Raw genomic sequence first — 16,753 nt, 5'->3', positions numbered from 1 at the left:
CCCTTTAACCGAGCCCAAGGTGCCGCGCTTTTATAGCGCGGCTTTTTTTATGTTCAATGGCGTGCCTATTACTTTGCATTAATTTGGGTGTTTAGACGTCTAGACGTTGACAAGCCCTAAGTGTGACATTAGTCTGCTCACCTTCCTGTTCTATTGCGTTGATATTCCATGTCCAATTCAAAAAATTCTAATGCGGTAATTGCCCCTTCGGCAGTTGCGCTTATCCCTCTGATCGTGTTCCTATCGTTGTTTATTGGCGTAGGTACGTACTTGTCACTGCAAGGCGTCGATTTTGCTTTCTATCAGCTTCCAGCTCCAATTGCAGCTTTGCCTGCTGTGATGTTGGCGTTGTTGCTAAGCAAAGATAAATTGAACCGCGCTATCGAACAATTCTTAGGTGGAGTGGGTCACAAAGACATTATCGCAATGTGTATGATCTACCTATTGGCGGGTGCTTTTGCTGCTGTGGCTAAAGCGTCTGGTGGCGTGGACGCGACGGTAAACCTTGGTCTATCGGCGATTCCGACAAGTATGATTCTACCGGGTATCTTCCTAATTTCAGCTTTCATCGCGACAGCAATGGGTACGTCGATGGGTACTATCGCTGCGGTTGCCCCTGTTGCGCTAGGTATTGCTGACTCAGCTGGCATGAGCATTCCACTGACAGCTGGTGTTGTTTTGAGTGGCGCTATGTTTGGTGACAACCTTTCTATTATCTCTGACACCACCATTGCCGCGACACGCTCGCAAGGCTGTGAGATGAGAGACAAGTTTAAAGAGAACATCCGCATTGCACTGCCGGCTGCACTTATCGCGATCGTTATCTTTGCTTTCAACAGCACGGCAACTCAAGTTCCTGAAACAGGCCCAATCGAGTGGCTCAAAGTACTGCCATACATCACTATTTTGATTCTTGCTGTATCGGGCATGAACGTGTTCGTTGTGTTGACGATTGGTATCTTACTGGCGGGTGGCGTGAGCCTAGGTTCTGTTGAGAACTACGGTATGACTGATTACGCTCAAGACATCTACGCAGGCTTCGGCAACATGCAGGAGATTTTCTTATTGTCGATGCTGATTGGCGGTTTGAGTGAGCTGATGCGTCGTCAAGGTGGATTGGCATTCCTGACTAACTTAGTAAGTGGTGTAATTCGTGCATTTGGCTCTTCACACTCTAAGCAAGCGAATGGTCGTGCAAGTGAGCTAGGTATTGCTGGCTTGGTGTCTATGGTGAACCTATGTACGGCAAACAACACGGTCGCGATTATTGTGTCTGGTAGTGTGGCTCGCCAATTGGCGGAAGAGAACAATGTGTCTCCACGTCGTTCTGCAAGCTTGTTGGATATCTTCTCTTGTGTGATTCAAGGCGTATTGCCTTACGGTGCGCAGGTATTGCTATTAGGTTCGGTATTTAACCTATCGCCTTTGGATATTGTAGCCAACTCGTACTACTGTTTTGCTCTTGCAATCGTGGCTGTAGTCGCTGTGTTTATCAAACACCCAGCGCGTCAAGTGGCTCAAGCTTAGTAGCAATTGTCCAAGTTGAGTGATCTCAGACTCTAATAAGAAGGCTCCGAAAGGGGCCTTTTTTGCGCCTGAAAGAATTGTTTGGAAGCTAATTCTGATTTGAATATAGACAAAACCGCCCATGTAGACGGTTTTGAGTCTGACTAAAGTTGGCTTTCAAGTTCGCTGGCTGTCGCGACATTGCAGTAACCAAAGCTCAGTGCAGCCATGAATGCGGCATGAACATGCGCTGCTGGAACCTTAACGCCATTGAACTCCATGTCTAAGGTTGTGCAAGCATCATGCGCTACGTGGCATTCGTAGCCTAAATCGGTAGCTGCACGAGTCACAGCATCGATACACATGTGGCTCATTGCGCCAACGATGATCAGCTTTTCAACGCCTTGCTCTTTTAGCACTTTGTTCAGTTTGGTGTCTCTAAAGCTATTGATTTGATGCTTTACTATGACTGGTTCACCGTCTAGCGGAGTCACGCTGCTGTGGATTTGAGCACCGTCTGATTCTGGTAAGAAGAACGGAGCATCAACCGTCGGAAACTCATGACGTACATGAACCACAGGAAGTTGCTTGTCTCTGAAAGCGGATAATAACTGTGCACCTTTTTCGGCTGCTTTCTCTGTTTCAGACAGCGACCATTTTGCACCTTCGTATGAAGGGAAATAGTCATTTTGAAAGTCGATAAGTAGTAGTGCAGTGTTCTTCATATTCTATACCTTTGTATTTGGTGTGTTGCGGTGTAGGGATATTATGAATACTCTGTAGTTTTTATAGCACGTCAAAAATGACAGACTCTATGGCAATAGTGACAAAATCAGTAATGGTCGAAATCATCGACTATCCAGGCTCTCTGCAAAGTGCCGTGTTTGGCGTGAAAGAGTTTCTGCAGATGGCAAATTCTCTTGAACCTTCGGCTGAGAAGACTCAATTCAACGTTCAGATCCAAGCGCATGACAGTGTTAGCGTATCGAACGCCGATATCATCATACTCCCACCGAATTTAGATGGTTGTTACTATCTAGAGCCGAGTGACACCTTGCTTGAGTATCTGATTGAGTCTCACCAAAGGGGGGCGATACTTTGCTCAGCTTGTGCGGGTGTGTTCATTTTGGCAAAAACAGGTTTGTTAGAAGGTCGAACCGTGACAACCCATTGGCAAGCACAACAAAAGTTCTCGGATCTCTATTCGGACATCGATGTCGATATCGACAAAATCTTGATTGATGACGCTGACATCATCACAGCTGGTGGTTTGATGTCGTGGATGGATCTGGCTTTGTTTATCCTGACTAAATACACGACACCGACTAACACTCGTAATCTAGGTAAATACCTAGTACTCGATACGGGCTTGAGAGAGCAGCGCTACTATCAGAGTTTTGTGCCGAACTATGCTCACGGCAATGACAAGATTGTGTCGGTGCAGCGTTTTATTCAGAAGTATCATCATCTCCCTTTGTCGCTCGATCAATTGGCAGAAGAAGCCTTCATGACTCGGAGAACCTTTATTCGTCAATTTACCAAGGCGACCAGTTTTACGCCGATTAACTATATCCAACATGTGCGTGTTCAAAGTGCATGCGAGTTATTGGAAAGCTCCCATAAGCCGGTTGAGCAGATCAGCTACCTAGTTGGCTATGAGGACGTAAATAGCTTTCGTAAGGTCTTCATGAAAATCATTGGCTTAACACCATCAAGATTTCGTTCTAGATTTCTCTCTGAGGAATGATTTACCATAGATTGATATTCAACCTTTATTACTCGCACTGATTCAATGGTTTACTTACGGAATATGTGACGTGATATTGAAATGATCTTTTCTCGAACATAAATGGAATTTTGATGCTTGCCATTCCCTTGCCATTTGTTGCTGCTCTGTTGTTATTTATCACAGCTGTTTTGCTTCGATATCGCTATCCACAAACAAGCCAAAAACCGTTTTGGTTTATTATGTTGTGTGCATTGATGATTACTGTCGTTGGGCTACGTTGGACGTTTGATATTGCACTGTTCCGTTTCTTACAACCGGTTCTAGGGGCAAGTGTACCGGTGGCTGCATGGCTCTGCTTTGCGGGAGCTCATCGAAGTAAACCTTTGTCTCTTTTGCATTGCTTAGGCCCAGTCGTTGTTCTGGTTGGCTCCTTTTCTTATTCGTATATTTGGGGTGGAACGATTGATCTATTGTTGATCTCGCTATATCTCAGCTATGGCTGCTTGTTGTTGAAATCATCGTTTAACTTCCCAGAGCACGTCAGGCTGAGTGATGTATCGAATGTTTTGTATGCTGAGCGTACGGCAGGTATAGCCTTACTGTTTTCGGCTCTCGTGGATAGCATTATTTCGTATGATATTTTGCTGCTTAACGCACAACACACCAACTTAATTCTGTCTATTGGTTACCTAGTTCTTATTCCCGCAATTGTTGGGGCTGTAGTCGTTGTGAGTACTAGCACGGCACCAATTCAGGAACAAAACCAACAGCAGAGTGAACTGACAACGTCAAACCATTATCCTGAAGCAATTGATGTATCTTCGGCATCGTCGACAAGCTTAAAAGTGGATGAAGAAGTCACGCAGATCGTCGCTAAGTTTGATGCGTTAATGAAGGATCATCAGGTGTTCAAAGATCCAGATTTGTCCCTGAATCGAGTGGCGAGAAAGCTAGGTATCCCAGCTCGAAAAATATCGTCTGCGGTTAATCAAACTCACCACCAGAACATTTCAAAGGTGATTAACGCCTATCGAATTGAGCACGCTAAGACTCTCCTGATGCAGAGTGATGAAGCGATAACTGACATCTTCCTTAGTTCAGGCTTTCAGACCAAGTCCAATTTCAATCGCGAGTTTTCAAGGATAACTGGGCAAACTCCGAGTGAGTATCGAAGTTCGCCAAAAGTGTTAGATTGAGTGTGTTTACTTTTCAGTTTATCAATTCAGAAAGCTAATGATGTCGTTTAAGATCAATTGATGTAGCTGGTCGCGTGATGTACCAACGCCATCTTTACAAATAATGCCATCGCCTGGCACTTCTTCTTCAAGCATCGGTACTGCCCCAGGTTTGCAGGTTTGAATGAAGCTGAAATGGGTAGCGCTTTCATAGACCTTATAACGTCTTAAATTAAGAGGCATGTGCTCAGCAATGTAGCCAGACTCTAATGCTTGAGGTAGGTCCCCAATATCAATCCCAGCCGCCAATATTAAGGTTGGCACTGTAATGTCATTTAAGTTGCCGACTGAGAAACTGCGAGCAAACCCCAGATCAAGGCTAACTACACGTTGAATTCGAGGGTCTGAAAGGTTTTTATTGCTTGGTTCTGAGGGTTGGGCTTGTGATAGCCCTAATTCATCAGACAGCCCACAGGTACGCGGGTTAGGGTATATAAGACACTCGGCTTCAAAGGTCGCTCTATCTATTTTCGCTCCTGCCAATTGCATCACTGTCCAGCCTCCTAACGAGTGTCCGATTGCAGCGATATTGTTGGCGTTAACAGTTTGCTTCCATTGAACTTCGCTTAACAGGTAATCGATGGTTCGAGTGATATCTCGCGGCCTTTCCCACCACTTGGCGGCTTGCTCTGGAGATTGGTCGAAAGAGGTGGTTCCCGGATGGTCAGTGGCCGCTACGATGTAGCCACGACTCGCAAGTTCGGTCGCCAACCAGTTTTGGTTTCGCCAGTTTCCTCGGTAGCCGTGTGATAGAAGTACTACTGGAAAAGTGCCTGATTGAATCTCAGCATCTTTGATGACTTGCGTACCGACGAACGCTGGGTTATCGCCAATCAAGGTTGTGTCTGATACATCTTGTGTGGGATACCAAATGGCAGTGTTTAGCGGGCGATTAGGATTGTCAGTTAAGGTTACTTGAGTGAATCCGACACCGGAAGCGATGGATGGAGCACAAAGGAAAAGTAGGGATGTGAACAGTAAATGTATCCATTTCATGGTTTAACTCCAATTGAGGTGATTGGAGCCAATATGCGCTAAAGCCAGTGAGGGCGAGACCTCAAACACGATCGAGGACGCCTTAAATCGTGTTTGAGTACAAATTTAGCTATTTTGGATGTGCCTAATTCAGCTTATTAGTCACGAACTCTTTGTTTCTGACCATTAGCCACATCAGGCCGCCTAGCGTACCGATGGATAATTGGATAAAGCCTAGGTTTTCAATCAGTGACTCTGGGCGGATTGAAACTAATACCATGCCAAGCGAACCACAAATCATGCTGAAGAACTGAATCAGTGCGACGGCAGAGCCCGTGTCATGATCTTGTTGGTTCAACATCAAGTTGGTGCCCGGTACTCGCATGATGATCGCCATTAATGTCGCTGGTGCAGCGATGAACATGAAGAACCAAGGGGACAGGTCGCCAATGGTTAGGGTGAAGATTCCCGCAAGCGCTAATAAAGCAAAACATCCTGAGATGACCTTTTGAACCGGCATTCGGTAGGACAACTTCATGTAAATTGTTGGACCAAATGAGGCGCACAGTGCATTGAATGCGAACGCGTAACTAAACTGTTGTTCGGTCAATCCAAAGTGATCGATGTAGATATAAGAACCCGCCGCAAGAAAGCCCATCAACGCCATCGGTATGATAGAGAAAATGACCAGCAGCTTGACGAACGAGCGGTTTTTCATGACCACGCCCATTCTTCCCCATGAGCGGAATATAGAACCTTGGTATTTGTTTTCGAGTGTTTCTCGGTAGCAGCAAGCTAATACTGACGCAAATGCACCAAAAATGGCGAGCGTGACAAACATCATTCGCCAAGAAGCAATTTTCAGTAAAAAGGCGCCAAACACAGGCGCAACCATTGGTGCGATGATCACCAGTGACATGATAGTCGCCATGATCTTTTCACGTTCTCGGCCGTCATAAAGATCTTTGACAATGGCGGTAGCGATAACGGTGATAGCACTGCCAGCAAAGGCTTGGAATACACGAGCGCCAATTAACTGTTCGATGCTATTGGTCATCGCACACAATATGCTCGCGACCATATAACCCGCTAATCCAATTAATAGGATCGGCTTACGACCAAATTTTTCGCTGAGCGGCCCCCAGAACAAAAGACCGATGGCGTAAGTAACGAAGTAGCTGCTCAGGGTTAGGTTGACCATTGATCGGTCAGTATTAAACACCTCGACCATCTGCGGAAGCGCAGGTAAGTAAAGGTCGATGGTCAATGGAGGGAAAGCACTTATTATGACGAGAAAAAATAGCATACCGGTCTTTCCCAGTACTGGTTGTGGTCTCTTCAAGGTCGCTCTCCGTTGTCCAAGATAGGTTTCTAATTGATGTGATATTGATATACAGAAGGCTAAGGCACGTCAGACAAGAAGGATAGAGTCGTTCGAGAATATAGTGAAAGTATCGATGAACTTATCTCTATGAGTTCGAATCTACGAAGTCGGTCTGCGCACTGAATTGTATTACAAAACATTATTACTTTTATAGCTAACGAGTTCAATCAGTTAGTAGCAGGGTAGCTTGTAATCGCCAACGACACATTGTATTGGTTATCGGCTTGGCTTGTTATCTTTTCTTTGGGCGTTTTTCGACTAAACCATTACGCTCTAAACCGCGTCTAACGCTACTGCATAGCTTACCAAAACGGCGCAGTTCTTCGAAGTTGGGGCCTTGGCCAATTGAAATACTGTGCTCCCAGTACATCAACTCACTGTCGACCATCTCTAGTAGCTTTTTAGAGCAACCCGAGCAGTTTCCTTTTGGCCCACAGATAAACGTCTCCGATTCGTAAAGTGGGAGTTCGTTTTTAACTTCTTCAATTAAGCTTAGCATTGCCAAATTTAGATTAGGCTTTTTGGTTGCTAGTGGTTTCAAGCTTGGTGCTTGCGCAGTTATCAAAGAAGAAGTTTGTGTGTTGTGGTGTAAATTCAAAGCAGCTGATGACATATCAAAGGCCTCAAGGAGAGAAGAAGGAGGGCATGCTACTCTTCACAACAAAGTGAATCTTGATGTAGTGCAATAAGCGTGGAGATATACCCAAAAGAGGTAGGAGCCACAAGCGGTGTGACTCCTTTTAAAGCTCGGTACTAATGAGAGATTTTAGAATTCAGCGTCGAACTGGAATTCCATCCACTCTTTGGTGACTGGGTGGTGCAGTGCAAGTCTTTCAGCGTGTAGGTGCAGTCGGTCGGCTTTGTTGCCGTATAAGCCGTCACCCACGATAGGCATGTTAAGCCCTTCTTCATGTGAACAGTGAACACGTAACTGGTGTGTACGGCCTGTTTTAGGGTGCAGGTAAACCTTAGTGGTTTGCTCGTTTCGCTCAATCACTTCCCATTTGGTTTCTGCAGGCTTGCCGTGTTCGAAGCAAACAATCTGACGAGGGCGGTCATACAAGTCGCCACGCAATGGCAGTCGAATATAGCCTTCATCATGGTCTAGCTCACCTTCAATCATTGCGACATATCGCTTCTCAACTTCACGAGTAATGAACTGCTTCTGTAAGCTTTTGTTCGCACGTCGTGTTAAAGCAAATATCAGAATGCCAGAGGTCGCCATATCCAAACGGTGGATAACAAATGGCCCTTCAACATCTTGGTGCATTTCTTGAACGCGTGTGTAGGCCGAGTCTTTAATGTTTTTACCCGGTACGGATAGAAAACCTGCTGGTTTGTGTACCACAACGATGTGATCGTCTTGGAACAGGATATCGAGGTCTTTGCCTTCAGCTGGGTTTTCTAGCAATGGGTTGGGATCGACTTCTAAGCCTTTCATCATGTGACCTAAAATCGGTACACACTTACTTTGGCAAGACGCGTAGTATTTCTTGTGCTTACGGATTTCCGATTTCGGTGAACGACCCCACCAAAATTCAGCCAATGCCAGCGGTGTGTAACCGTTCAAATACGCGTATTGCAGCAGCTTGGGAGCGGCACATTCGCCAGAACCCGCTGGTGGTATCTTGTTTGGCGTGTTTTCAAAGATCTGGTTAAGGTCTTCAACGTTTCCTTCCGCATTTTGGAAAGCGTATTGTGAAAACAACTTGTGTTGAAGCTGATGAGAAATGTGTGCTCTTTGCTCTTTTAGCTCAGCCAGTTGAGTGGTGAACACATCAACTTTAGCCTGCAATACTTGCAGAGTCTGTTCCCAGTTGAGTTTTAGGTACTTCTGCTGGTTCTTGTCGGCAACACTGGCTTTGTTTAGCTCATTATTTAGCTGTTCGAAGGCTTGCTCATCAAGGTTTTCTTTGCCTTGTTCACGTTGTTCTTTACGCGTTTTTCGGCCTTCAATAATCAATAGACGTTGAGCTTCAATCTCTTGCTCAGCTTGCGCTTTTTGCTGCGCCAGTTGCTCGCATAACTCAAGGTATTCAGCGTTTGCTTGCAGCGCTTTAAACTCAGCGTTTACAGCCATCATGTCGGCTGTGTCTTGATGGAAAAAGCTGTCGCTGCTCAGCATGTCGAACACGGGCGGTACAAAGTGAGGCAATAGGTTTTGGTCGGCGATTTTCCCTGAAAAAGCAGAGAAGTAACCCAATTCACCTTCAGGACTTTTCACCAGTAACACACCAAACATTTTGCCGCGACCAGCGTCAGAATCCAGTCCGAAGTCATGCTGCCAGTCGGTTTGAGTTTCTAGATATTGTTGAAGCTGATGAGAAGCGATTTCACACAGTGAGTGTGGTTCATAATAGAACGGGAAGGTAAAACGCTCTGGCAACGAATATGACTCGATCGGCTGTTGAAAACGAGTGAAGCAATGCTCAGGTGTGTGGCTGCTTTCTGAGTCGTGCGATGATTTTGATGAGTGCATAGTCGTATTAATACTTATATCGTGGTGATAAATGGTTGTGAGTCTACTGTGTATGTTTAGAGGCTTTAAACACAGTACGAGGCGGCGATTCTACTCTTTATCGAAAAGCGCCTCAAATAAGAAATGGTTCTATTACAGGATAGCTAAGCGAGATGGTTAACACTGAACCCATGAGTTATGGCTTGAACTTCATGAATTGATGAGTGACTTCTCGTTTCTAATCAGAGAAGGTAACTTAACAAGTGAAGGGTGGTAGCCTTACCGCCCTCTTATTCAACCTAAGGTAACGTGATGATTCCACTCAATACTTCCATCGTAGCTGGTGTCGCTCTTTCAGAGATCGACGGACAAATGAAAATGCTATTAATGAAGCGTGTGAAAGGCGAATTTTGGTGCCATGTCGCAGGCTCGATTGAAGCGGGCGAAACAGGTTGGCAGGCTATCGTGCGCGAATTTGAAGAAGAGACCCAAATTAAAGTGGAAGCTTTGTATAACGCGCAGTTTCTGGAGCAGTTTTACGAGGCGCACGTGAATGTAATTCAGCTAATCCCTGTGTTTGCGGTGCTATGCCCGGCCAACCAAGCGATTGAACTGAATGACGAGCATACCGAGTATCGTTGGTGCAATTTAGAAGAGGCAAAAGCGTTGGCGCCATTCCCTAACCAACATGCCGTCTACGATCATATCTGGTCGTATTTTGTCGATAAGCCAGTCAATCCGCTTTACCGAGTGAAATTGAACTAATACTGGCTGTTTAGATCTAGGACTTACCAAGGTAAGGGGTTAAAAAGGCGCTTACTTGCGCTTGGCATAACCCCACATCCACCTTCACGCCGTGCGATTTAAGGATCGCAACACCACGGCCATTATTGCGAGGGTCAGGGTCTAGCATCGCCACCACTACGTGTTTTACACCGGCTTTAACCAATGTATTGGCGCAAGCGGGTGTTCTGCCAACAAATGAACATGGCTCTAAAGTTACGTAAGCGGTAACGCCTTCCATTTCTCCGTCCGTTTCGCTGTCATAGCTATTCAGTGCTTCAACCTCGGCGTGGTTTCCGCCGACTTTTTGCGTGTATCCAACAGACACCACCTTATCGTTTTTCACCAAAACGCAACCTACTGGCGGGTTTGGTTGGCAATCGGGTAGGGCTTGGCGCGAAGCTTCAAGAGCTTGCTGCATGTATTGTTGGTTCATGGTCGTTACTCAGTATGACGAGAGAGCGCAGCAGTTAGTGGTCGCGCGCGGTTGATGAGTTGATTAGTTACTAAGCTAATAAATTAATAAGCTAACAAGTGGGGGCATGTTCGATCTGATTGGGCTTTTAGTCAATGGTTTTAGCTTTGAATTCGAAAGCTAGTTAACTGTGACTAATCGTTAACTTGGACCACTGGGTCAGCCAGTTCTTGGATTGTACTCTTTGATCAAAGATATCTCGGTTACGCTTTGGGTTGGGTGTGATTTGCAAATCAAACAAACTATCTAAACCAAAAGACGAAATACATTCGATGTCTCCATTGAGGCTTTGCTTTACGGCGACGGCGGTTTCTTTCTCTGGCCAGTAACTCATCGCATCCAATGAGCCTTGGTAAGGTTCATCCCCATTTCTGGTGTGCATGCAGGCTTGATTGCGAACTTGCCAATTCAGTTCGGGTAACCGTTGTTTAAGCTGAGCCTCGTATCTAAGCTCCGATTCGTAAGAGGTATCAATGGGATCAAAGTAGATCACATCAATATCATTGAGTGGAGTCGGGGAGGCATAACAATGTAGGTGATCCCAAACGAGGTTTCTCACAAAGCCCGCAGCAACATAGCACTGCGGCAAATCCAGCTGAGCGACACAGTCTAAAACCTGCATTCGTAAGGGATCTTGTTTGATCAACGTGACGATACTGTTGGCTAGCGGATGTATCATTATGATGTCGGAACATCGGTGACTTGATAATGACGAGTCACATTCTTGGAGATTTCACCCCATTCAGACGTTTTTACTCGCTGTTGGTGCGCTTCAAATGCTTCTCGGCTAGTGAATTCTTCATACACTTCAAAGCGATTAGGTTGAAGCGTGCTCTGACTGACTCGAAATACGATACAACCAGGTTCTTCCAGTGTCAGTTCTTTGTGTACAACCAAGGCTTGTGTGACGGCTTTGAGGTCGTTGTCTGGCACTAGAATATGCCCTTGCAGAATTACTTTACTCATAATTACGTCCATTTAATTACGTCTATTTAATTTTGTCCACTACGGCTTTTTTCTATAAAAAGCTTTACCCGTTACAAACATAATCCCATTTTGATGTTGTGACGTATAGGCTAATGTGGCGATTAATTGTTCACATTGAATGCATCGTTGGTTACAGTGTAACTTTAGAGGCGATGTGAGCAATAAAAAATAAGACGTTGGAACTAAATCCGCGTTGGTCCGGTCTATTAAATTAGTATCATTGAACTGTATTGATACTGAAATGAATTTGTCATCTGAGAGAACTAACCTTAATTTTGAAGAGCGGCTCATAGGATTGAATTGAGCCATAGTTGATATCTAGGTCATACTTTGATGTAAATGGTACTCAAAACTCTATAAATTTTGTGATTTGTATCATTGATCTGGACATCAAACACCGTTAGATTCGAATGGTTGGCAATAAAAATAGCTCATGAAGAGCAGTTAAAGAAAAGGAAATATCCCTTATGAAAAAAATGAGAAGAGCACAGCTTCATCGCGTTCGCATCCAATACTGGAAAGACACAGCGAAAGAAGCTTCAAAGAAATAAGCTTTAAATCGTAAAGCTTTAAGATAAAAAAAAGCTGAAAAGCTTAATCAAATGTAAAACGCAACAAATCGATTTCATTAGCACTCTCAAGGACCTTCATCTGGTCGGCGACTAAAGAAATCATCCTCCAAAGAGCTGACAGGCATTAACAACAATGCATTCAATGTCAGCTCATTAATACCTCCTCTTAGATTCTCTTGTTGCTTCACTCTATTACTCCTAACTAAAACCCTTTTGTCCCTTTGTCCCTTTGTTCTTGTTACCCATCTCTGTATTGGCAAAGTCGTGATCAAAAAAAGCTCCCGATTTCTCAGAAGCTTTGATTTAGATTTTGATATCTGATGTGGTTAACTGCTCGGGAGCGACAACACCAACGTCAGGAGCGAATGCGTTAACGTTGGAAGAGCGTCTTCAAACTGACATCATCGGTTCGGTTCAGCTTTAGGCTCAGAAGATAGCCACCAACACCGATCAGTGCGTAAATACCTAGAGATAAAATCGGCGCTTCTGCAATCGCACTTAATGGGTTGCTTGCTATGAGCACATTCATTGGCAATGACGCGATGAGAGATAGGAAGTCATTGATGCCATAGAACCCAAACACGGCGACAGAGAGGAACTTAATCGCATAGCTTGAGATGAAAATGACAAGCAATGGAGAGTTTACCAGCTGCGAAATCGCTAGAGTGACGGTTGCCAGTGGCAATAAAACCAGTGCAACTAACATCATTCGTCCAAAAAACACGACCCAGTTGCTCAGCACATAAAACAGAGATTGCTGCTCAACCAATAGCGCCAATTGTTGTTCGCTTGAGACGTTCAATATCCAGAATAGAAAATCTGCGAACAGCACTAACAATGCACAGATAGCCGGAATAACCACTAAACCGAATCCTAGCTTCACGCCGTGAGTCATGGCGTTAGATACCGGCATACTTCTCCAAAACATCGAACTGCCTTCTTGGCGTTCTTTACGCAGCGTTTTAGGGATATATAGCGTCGACAGGATCAGTGAAATAAGGCCCGCGCCAAAGTAGATCACTGAGTTGAGATCTTGTGCGAACTCTCTGTGGATGTCGCTCACGTCACCGTTCACTTGCATTTCAAAGAAAAACTCATGTTGTGCTGCGCCATTAAAGAACAGACCAACGAACAGTAAGAAACCACATAACGCGACAAACAGAGGCAATCGAGTGTTAACTTTGTGCTCGATGAGTTCTTTTTCTAGCATGTAAAAACTTGGATGCATTATGCCTTCTCCATCTGTGTTGCAAGGAATAGATCTGCGAGACCAACGTTATAGATGTTACCCAGTGATTCAACCTGCGCTTTGTATTGACCTTCCAATAACCACTTAGTAGTGCCTAGCCCTGATTGTGAGGTCAGTGGGTTGAGTTTCTGAATCTCGCTTGAATGGTTGTTTGCGACTTCAATAATGAAATAGTCGCTCTCGATGTCTTCCATGCTTTTTTGCAGGACACAATGACCTTGCTTCAAAATCAGTACATCCGTTAATAGGTGTTCAATTTCTGAAACCTCATGGCTTGCAATGATCATGGCGCGTTCGCCGTCGTGGAACCATTCTAGTAGGTGGCGATAAAAAGTATCGCGGTACAGCAAATCTAAGCCCAGTGTAGGCTCATCTAAGATCAACACTTGAGTGTCAGTCGCGATGATGATCGCAAGGTGAAGTTGTACTTTCATCCCTTTAGAAAGCTGCTTGATAGTAGAAGACAACTTAATGTTGGTGCTGCTTAACGTCTGTTCTGCTTTTTGCTTGTTGAAGCTAGGGTGCACACCTTGTGTGTATCGAAGCAGTTGTTTAACCGTCATCCACTCTGGTAACACGTTAACATCTGAGATGTACGACAAGTGCTGCATGAGCTCTGCGTGCTGGTGGATAGGGTGGTAGCCGTTTACTTCAATCTCACCTTGATAGTTGTGTCCACCAAGCAGTGATTTGATCAGAGTCGATTTACCCGCGCCATTGTGGCCCAGCAGACCAAGTACTTGTCCTGGCTTTAACTCAAAGCTGATGTTTTCGACACCCACTTGATTTGAATAGGTTTTGGTTACGTTTTTCACGGAAAGTAACGTACTCATGACTTGTCCTTTATATGTTGTGCTAGCTGTTTCACGAGTTCTTCGACACTCATATCAATGATGCCTAGCGTCTCAGCGATGGCTGGGATCTGTGTGTTGATGAATGATTGGTGTGCAGACTCTTTCAATTTTTGAAGTGCCCCTTCGGCCACATACATGCCTTGGCCGCGTTTTTTCTCTACCAAGTCTTCATCCACCAGTAACTGATAGCTTTTCATGACAGTAAGGTGGTTGATCTTAAGATCGGCAGCAACCGCACGCACAGAGGGTAATGCTTGTTGCTCTAACCAAACACCTTGAAGAATTTGGTCACTGATCTTTGCGGCAAGTTGCCTAAAGATCGGTTGGTCGTCTTTCCATTCGGTCATAATTAAAACTGCATGGTGATATACATGTGTATAACACTAACCTTTTTATACGAATTGGCAAGGGTTTTATGAAAATGGATCGGATATTTTTATATTTGGATAAAGCACGTTTGGCGGGGAGGGTACTTGAAGCCTACATCCTTGTGGGCTTTCAAGCAGCTGTATGAGCGATGATTATTTGAATAGGAAATGGTTGCTCATCAAGATTTCTATTAGGCAGGGCCTATTGCTCCTCTGAGTCATTGGGCCGGCTATACAGATAGCCTTGATGTAAGTTGTAGCCTAGCTGACACAAAATATATTGCTGCCTGCGCGTCTCGACACCTTCATAAATCATCGTGATATTTGATAAGCGTCCAATCTCAGAGATATTAAGCAATACACCCTGATGGTGCTCTCCTGACTCGATATCCTTAACAAAGCAACGATCCAGTTTTAGATAGGCCGGAGAGATAACATTGATGATTTCGATGTTGTTATTGCCTGTACCAAAGTCATCCAGAGCGATAGTGATACCAAGTTTTTTGATATCCTTAATGTTATCGATAACCTCACATCCATAGCCAATGTTCGAATATTCAGTAATCTCGACGACAAATTCATTCGCTTCCATCGCGGCCAAATGCTCTCTGAGCCTTGCGAAGTTCGACCCCACCAAAGCGCTCGGACACACGTTGACACCATAGATCTCATGGCTGTTGTGTAATTTGGCTTTTCTGACCGTCTCGATGAGCAAGATAGTGTGAAAGGTGAGTAAATTGGTGCGTCTCATTGTGTTGATGAAGCTTAAAACGCCAACGTTACGAACTCGAGATAACAACTCGTAATACAGGACGCTGTTGTCTTCGGTGTTGATGATGGGCTCTTCTTCAAAGGAGATGTGTTTCCAACGAAACAGGTAGATCATAAAGCCCAGAATATAGGAGCGATAAAGCAGTGTGGCGAGAATCAGAGAAAGCGCAGTCCACAGTACGACAATATCGTCACTGTAAAAGGTAATGGTTGCGCCGGTTGGCAGTGGTGTTTGATAGATAGCTTTACTTTCTTCACCAAGGTTCAGAATGTAATAACCATTCTTCTGGATCGAGACCGAGTCGACTAACAGAGGCAATAGTGAGTTTTTGTATCGAGCTTCAATAGAGCGTGTAGAAATACGCACTGTAAGGTCAATGTCATGCTTAGTGTCTGCGAAACGTGAATAAGCGAAATCGGCACTATCGTAAAAGTCATCAACTTGATCAAGGTCTACCATTTTCGAGCGTGTTTTGGAGATATAACATGAACCATAAGACGTAGTCATGATGACAGAATCCAGGTTGAGCGAATGCCTTAATGAGTGCACAGCCCCTTGGTTATCGCAACCATAGAGCATGATTTCTTCAACAATATGTTTGGTGTTTTCGCTGTATTCATCTGCAATCTTCGTCGTATAAAGGATTTGGAAAAAGTAGACAACGAAGAGGAAAAATGAAGAGATGGTGAACACGGTTATCAGAGCCTTAATCAGTTCTCTATGATAGGTGTTGAACATCATTTTCAACATTTCTATCTGACTGGGCTTGAATTGATTGATGTCGTACTTTGGTGCGACGCAGTTTGTAGAGCTCTTATCGAGATCGATGAAGTAACCCACTTTATAAAGGTTAGAGATAAGCTCGCTATTATTATCTATCTTTGCTTTTTTACATAAGTTTCGATACTTCTTTCTTATTGAGGCGATGATGTTTTTTAATGCATACAAACTAAACTCTTCATCAAAATGTAATTTAAAAGACTCTTCAACATCTCGTGCAGATTGAGGGTTAGATATTGATGAGTGCTCAATAAGGTATTTGAATACAAAACTCTCTTTACTATTAAGACTTTCCTCTGATATCTTATTGCTGTTGTTCTTGATATATATTTTTTCTTCATTGTAGATCAGTTGCAAGCTCTCATTATTGTTGTTTATATTGAAAGAACAGTGCATGGCTCAACTCCTAAGCGACAGTTATTATATTTATGTGATTGATGTGTATTGGCTGGGATTTTCATTCAACCTAAGAGTCCTTTCCAAATAATATAACCAAAATGTCACCATTTTCTCTTAAGATGTTGATACTAATCGCAGAATTTGGGATTGAATGAAAGGTTATGGAGATGTTCATCCAAAAGTTGAATTTATAAATGAAAGCCAATGATTTACAAGGGGTAAAGGGG

16 protein-coding genes are annotated in these 16,753 nt (G+C 44.2%); 4 read left to right on the top strand and 12 right to left on the bottom strand.

Annotation, left to right across the window (positions count from 1 at the left end; all coding sequences use genetic code 11):
• The first annotated feature begins 168 nt into the window (after positions 1-168).
• Positions 169-1,527, top strand: coding sequence for a Na+/H+ antiporter NhaC family protein (locus tag NX845_RS13490; protein WP_017094718.1), 1,359 nt, complete (start codon positions 169-171; stop codon positions 1,525-1,527).
• A gap of 143 nt (positions 1,528-1,670) precedes the next feature.
• On the opposite strand, the gene NX845_RS13485 is transcribed toward NX845_RS13490, so the two are convergent.
• Complete coding sequence (locus tag NX845_RS13485; protein WP_108092463.1) at positions 1,671-2,231, bottom strand: cysteine hydrolase family protein; 561 nt, start codon at positions 2,229-2,231, stop codon at positions 1,671-1,673.
• Between the two features lie 89 nt (positions 2,232-2,320).
• Between NX845_RS13485 and NX845_RS13480 the strand changes: the two genes are divergently transcribed.
• Both NX845_RS13480 and NX845_RS13475 read left to right on the top strand, forming a co-directional pair.
• On the top strand, positions 2,321-3,253 hold the full coding sequence (locus NX845_RS13480; protein WP_260256908.1) for a GlxA family transcriptional regulator: 933 nt from the start codon (positions 2,321-2,323) through the stop codon (positions 3,251-3,253).
• Between the two features lie 110 nt (positions 3,254-3,363).
• Positions 3,364-4,431 carry an AraC family transcriptional regulator gene (locus NX845_RS13475; RefSeq protein ID WP_260256906.1) on the top strand — a complete coding sequence of 356 codons (1,068 nt, stop codon included), beginning with the start codon at positions 3,364-3,366 and terminating at the stop codon, positions 4,429-4,431.
• 21 nt (positions 4,432-4,452) lie between these two features.
• Here NX845_RS13475 and NX845_RS13470 read toward each other — a convergent pair whose 3' ends face one another.
• From NX845_RS13470 to NX845_RS13455, 4 genes are all read right to left on the bottom strand, one after another.
• Positions 4,453-5,466, bottom strand: a complete 1,014-nt coding sequence (locus NX845_RS13470; protein ID WP_260256905.1) for an alpha/beta fold hydrolase — start codon at positions 5,464-5,466, stop codon at positions 4,453-4,455.
• 124 nt (positions 5,467-5,590) lie between these two features.
• The gene (locus tag NX845_RS13465) at positions 5,591-6,751 is read right to left on the bottom strand and encodes a multidrug effflux MFS transporter (protein WP_065677369.1); all 1,161 of its coding nucleotides are present in this window, start codon (positions 6,749-6,751) and stop codon (positions 5,591-5,593) included.
• A gap of 310 nt (positions 6,752-7,061) precedes the next feature.
• On the bottom strand, positions 7,062-7,442 hold the full coding sequence (locus tag NX845_RS13460) for a hypothetical protein (RefSeq protein ID WP_004729929.1): 381 nt from the start codon (positions 7,440-7,442) through the stop codon (positions 7,062-7,064).
• 153 nt (positions 7,443-7,595) lie between these two features.
• Entirely contained in the window at positions 7,596-9,308 is a 1,713-nt protein-coding gene (locus NX845_RS13455) for an RluA family pseudouridine synthase (protein WP_260256904.1), read from the bottom strand.
• Positions 9,309-9,599: 291 nt separating this feature from the next.
• Here NX845_RS13455 and NX845_RS13450 point away from each other — a divergent pair, with 291 nt between their 5' ends.
• Entirely contained in the window at positions 9,600-10,052 is a 453-nt protein-coding gene (locus tag NX845_RS13450; protein ID WP_065682286.1) for an NUDIX pyrophosphatase, read from the top strand.
• A 16-nt stretch (positions 10,053-10,068) separates the two neighbouring features.
• On the opposite strand, the gene NX845_RS13445 is transcribed toward NX845_RS13450, so the two are convergent.
• The 7 genes from NX845_RS13445 to NX845_RS13415 form a co-directional block, all read right to left on the bottom strand.
• Positions 10,069-10,506, bottom strand: coding sequence for a bifunctional diaminohydroxyphosphoribosylaminopyrimidine deaminase/5-amino-6-(5-phosphoribosylamino)uracil reductase RibD (locus NX845_RS13445; RefSeq protein WP_065682287.1), 438 nt, complete (start codon positions 10,504-10,506; stop codon positions 10,069-10,071).
• Between the two features lie 163 nt (positions 10,507-10,669).
• The gene (locus tag NX845_RS13440; RefSeq protein WP_065682288.1) at positions 10,670-11,224 is read right to left on the bottom strand and encodes a nucleotidyltransferase family protein; all 555 of its coding nucleotides are present in this window, start codon (positions 11,222-11,224) and stop codon (positions 10,670-10,672) included.
• A complete protein-coding gene (locus tag NX845_RS13435; RefSeq protein WP_102455032.1) occupies positions 11,224-11,511 on the bottom strand; it encodes a putative quinol monooxygenase in 288 nt (95 codons plus the stop codon). The genes NX845_RS13440 and NX845_RS13435 overlap by 1 nt, the downstream gene beginning before the upstream one ends.
• A 963-nt stretch (positions 11,512-12,474) precedes the next feature.
• Positions 12,475-13,332, bottom strand: coding sequence for a hypothetical protein (locus tag NX845_RS13430; protein WP_017083226.1), 858 nt, complete (start codon positions 13,330-13,332; stop codon positions 12,475-12,477).
• On the bottom strand, positions 13,332-14,186 hold the full coding sequence (locus tag NX845_RS13425; RefSeq protein ID WP_017079596.1) for an ABC transporter ATP-binding protein: 855 nt from the start codon (positions 14,184-14,186) through the stop codon (positions 13,332-13,334). The genes NX845_RS13430 and NX845_RS13425 overlap by 1 nt, the downstream gene beginning before the upstream one ends.
• Positions 14,183-14,554, bottom strand: a complete 372-nt coding sequence (locus NX845_RS13420; protein WP_004729948.1) for a GntR family transcriptional regulator — start codon at positions 14,552-14,554, stop codon at positions 14,183-14,185. Before NX845_RS13420 ends, NX845_RS13425 begins: the two co-directional genes overlap by 4 nt.
• 223 nt (positions 14,555-14,777) lie before the next feature.
• Positions 14,778-16,523, bottom strand: coding sequence for an EAL domain-containing protein (locus tag NX845_RS13415; RefSeq protein WP_017094708.1), 1,746 nt, complete (start codon positions 16,521-16,523; stop codon positions 14,778-14,780).
• Between the last annotated feature and the right edge of the window lie 230 nt (positions 16,524-16,753).

Origin of the sequence: Vibrio sp. NC2 (genome assembly GCF_025195005.1) — a bacterium.
GTDB classification, from domain to species: domain Bacteria; phylum Pseudomonadota; class Gammaproteobacteria; order Enterobacterales; family Vibrionaceae; genus Vibrio; species Vibrio splendidus.
Note: the sequence above shows the minus strand (reverse complement) of the source record. Positions and strands in the feature narration are given on the sequence as shown.

Excerpts from the sequence above, each read along its gene's own strand:
- NX845_RS13470 (WP_260256905.1), bottom strand. The coding sequence starts at position 5,466 with ATGAAATGGATACATTTACTGTTCACATCCCTACTTTTCCTTTGTGCT.
- NX845_RS13415 (WP_017094708.1), bottom strand. The coding sequence starts at position 16,523 with ATGCACTGTTCTTTCAATATAAACAACAATAATGAGAGCTTGCAACTG.
- NX845_RS13450 (WP_065682286.1), top strand. The coding sequence starts at position 9,600 with ATGATTCCACTCAATACTTCCATCGTAGCTGGTGTCGCTCTTTCAGAG.
- NX845_RS13425 (WP_017079596.1), bottom strand. The coding sequence starts at position 14,186 with ATGAGTACGTTACTTTCCGTGAAAAACGTAACCAAAACCTATTCAAAT.
- NX845_RS13465 (WP_065677369.1), bottom strand. The coding sequence starts at position 6,751 with ATGCTATTTTTTCTCGTCATAATAAGTGCTTTCCCTCCATTGACCATC.
- NX845_RS13445 (WP_065682287.1), bottom strand. The coding sequence starts at position 10,506 with ATGAACCAACAATACATGCAGCAAGCTCTTGAAGCTTCGCGCCAAGCC.
- NX845_RS13480 (WP_260256908.1), top strand. The coding sequence starts at position 2,321 with ATGGCAATAGTGACAAAATCAGTAATGGTCGAAATCATCGACTATCCA.
- NX845_RS13490 (WP_017094718.1), top strand. The coding sequence starts at position 169 with ATGTCCAATTCAAAAAATTCTAATGCGGTAATTGCCCCTTCGGCAGTT.
- NX845_RS13420 (WP_004729948.1), bottom strand. The coding sequence starts at position 14,554 with ATGACCGAATGGAAAGACGACCAACCGATCTTTAGGCAACTTGCCGCA.
- NX845_RS13430 (WP_017083226.1), bottom strand. The coding sequence starts at position 13,332 with ATGCATCCAAGTTTTTACATGCTAGAAAAAGAACTCATCGAGCACAAA.
- NX845_RS13440 (WP_065682288.1), bottom strand. The coding sequence starts at position 11,224 with ATGATACATCCGCTAGCCAACAGTATCGTCACGTTGATCAAACAAGAT.
- NX845_RS13485 (WP_108092463.1), bottom strand. The coding sequence starts at position 2,231 with ATGAAGAACACTGCACTACTACTTATCGACTTTCAAAATGACTATTTC.
- NX845_RS13435 (WP_102455032.1), bottom strand. The coding sequence starts at position 11,511 with ATGAGTAAAGTAATTCTGCAAGGGCATATTCTAGTGCCAGACAACGAC.
- NX845_RS13460 (WP_004729929.1), bottom strand. The coding sequence starts at position 7,442 with ATGTCATCAGCTGCTTTGAATTTACACCACAACACACAAACTTCTTCT.
- NX845_RS13455 (WP_260256904.1), bottom strand. The coding sequence starts at position 9,308 with ATGCACTCATCAAAATCATCGCACGACTCAGAAAGCAGCCACACACCT.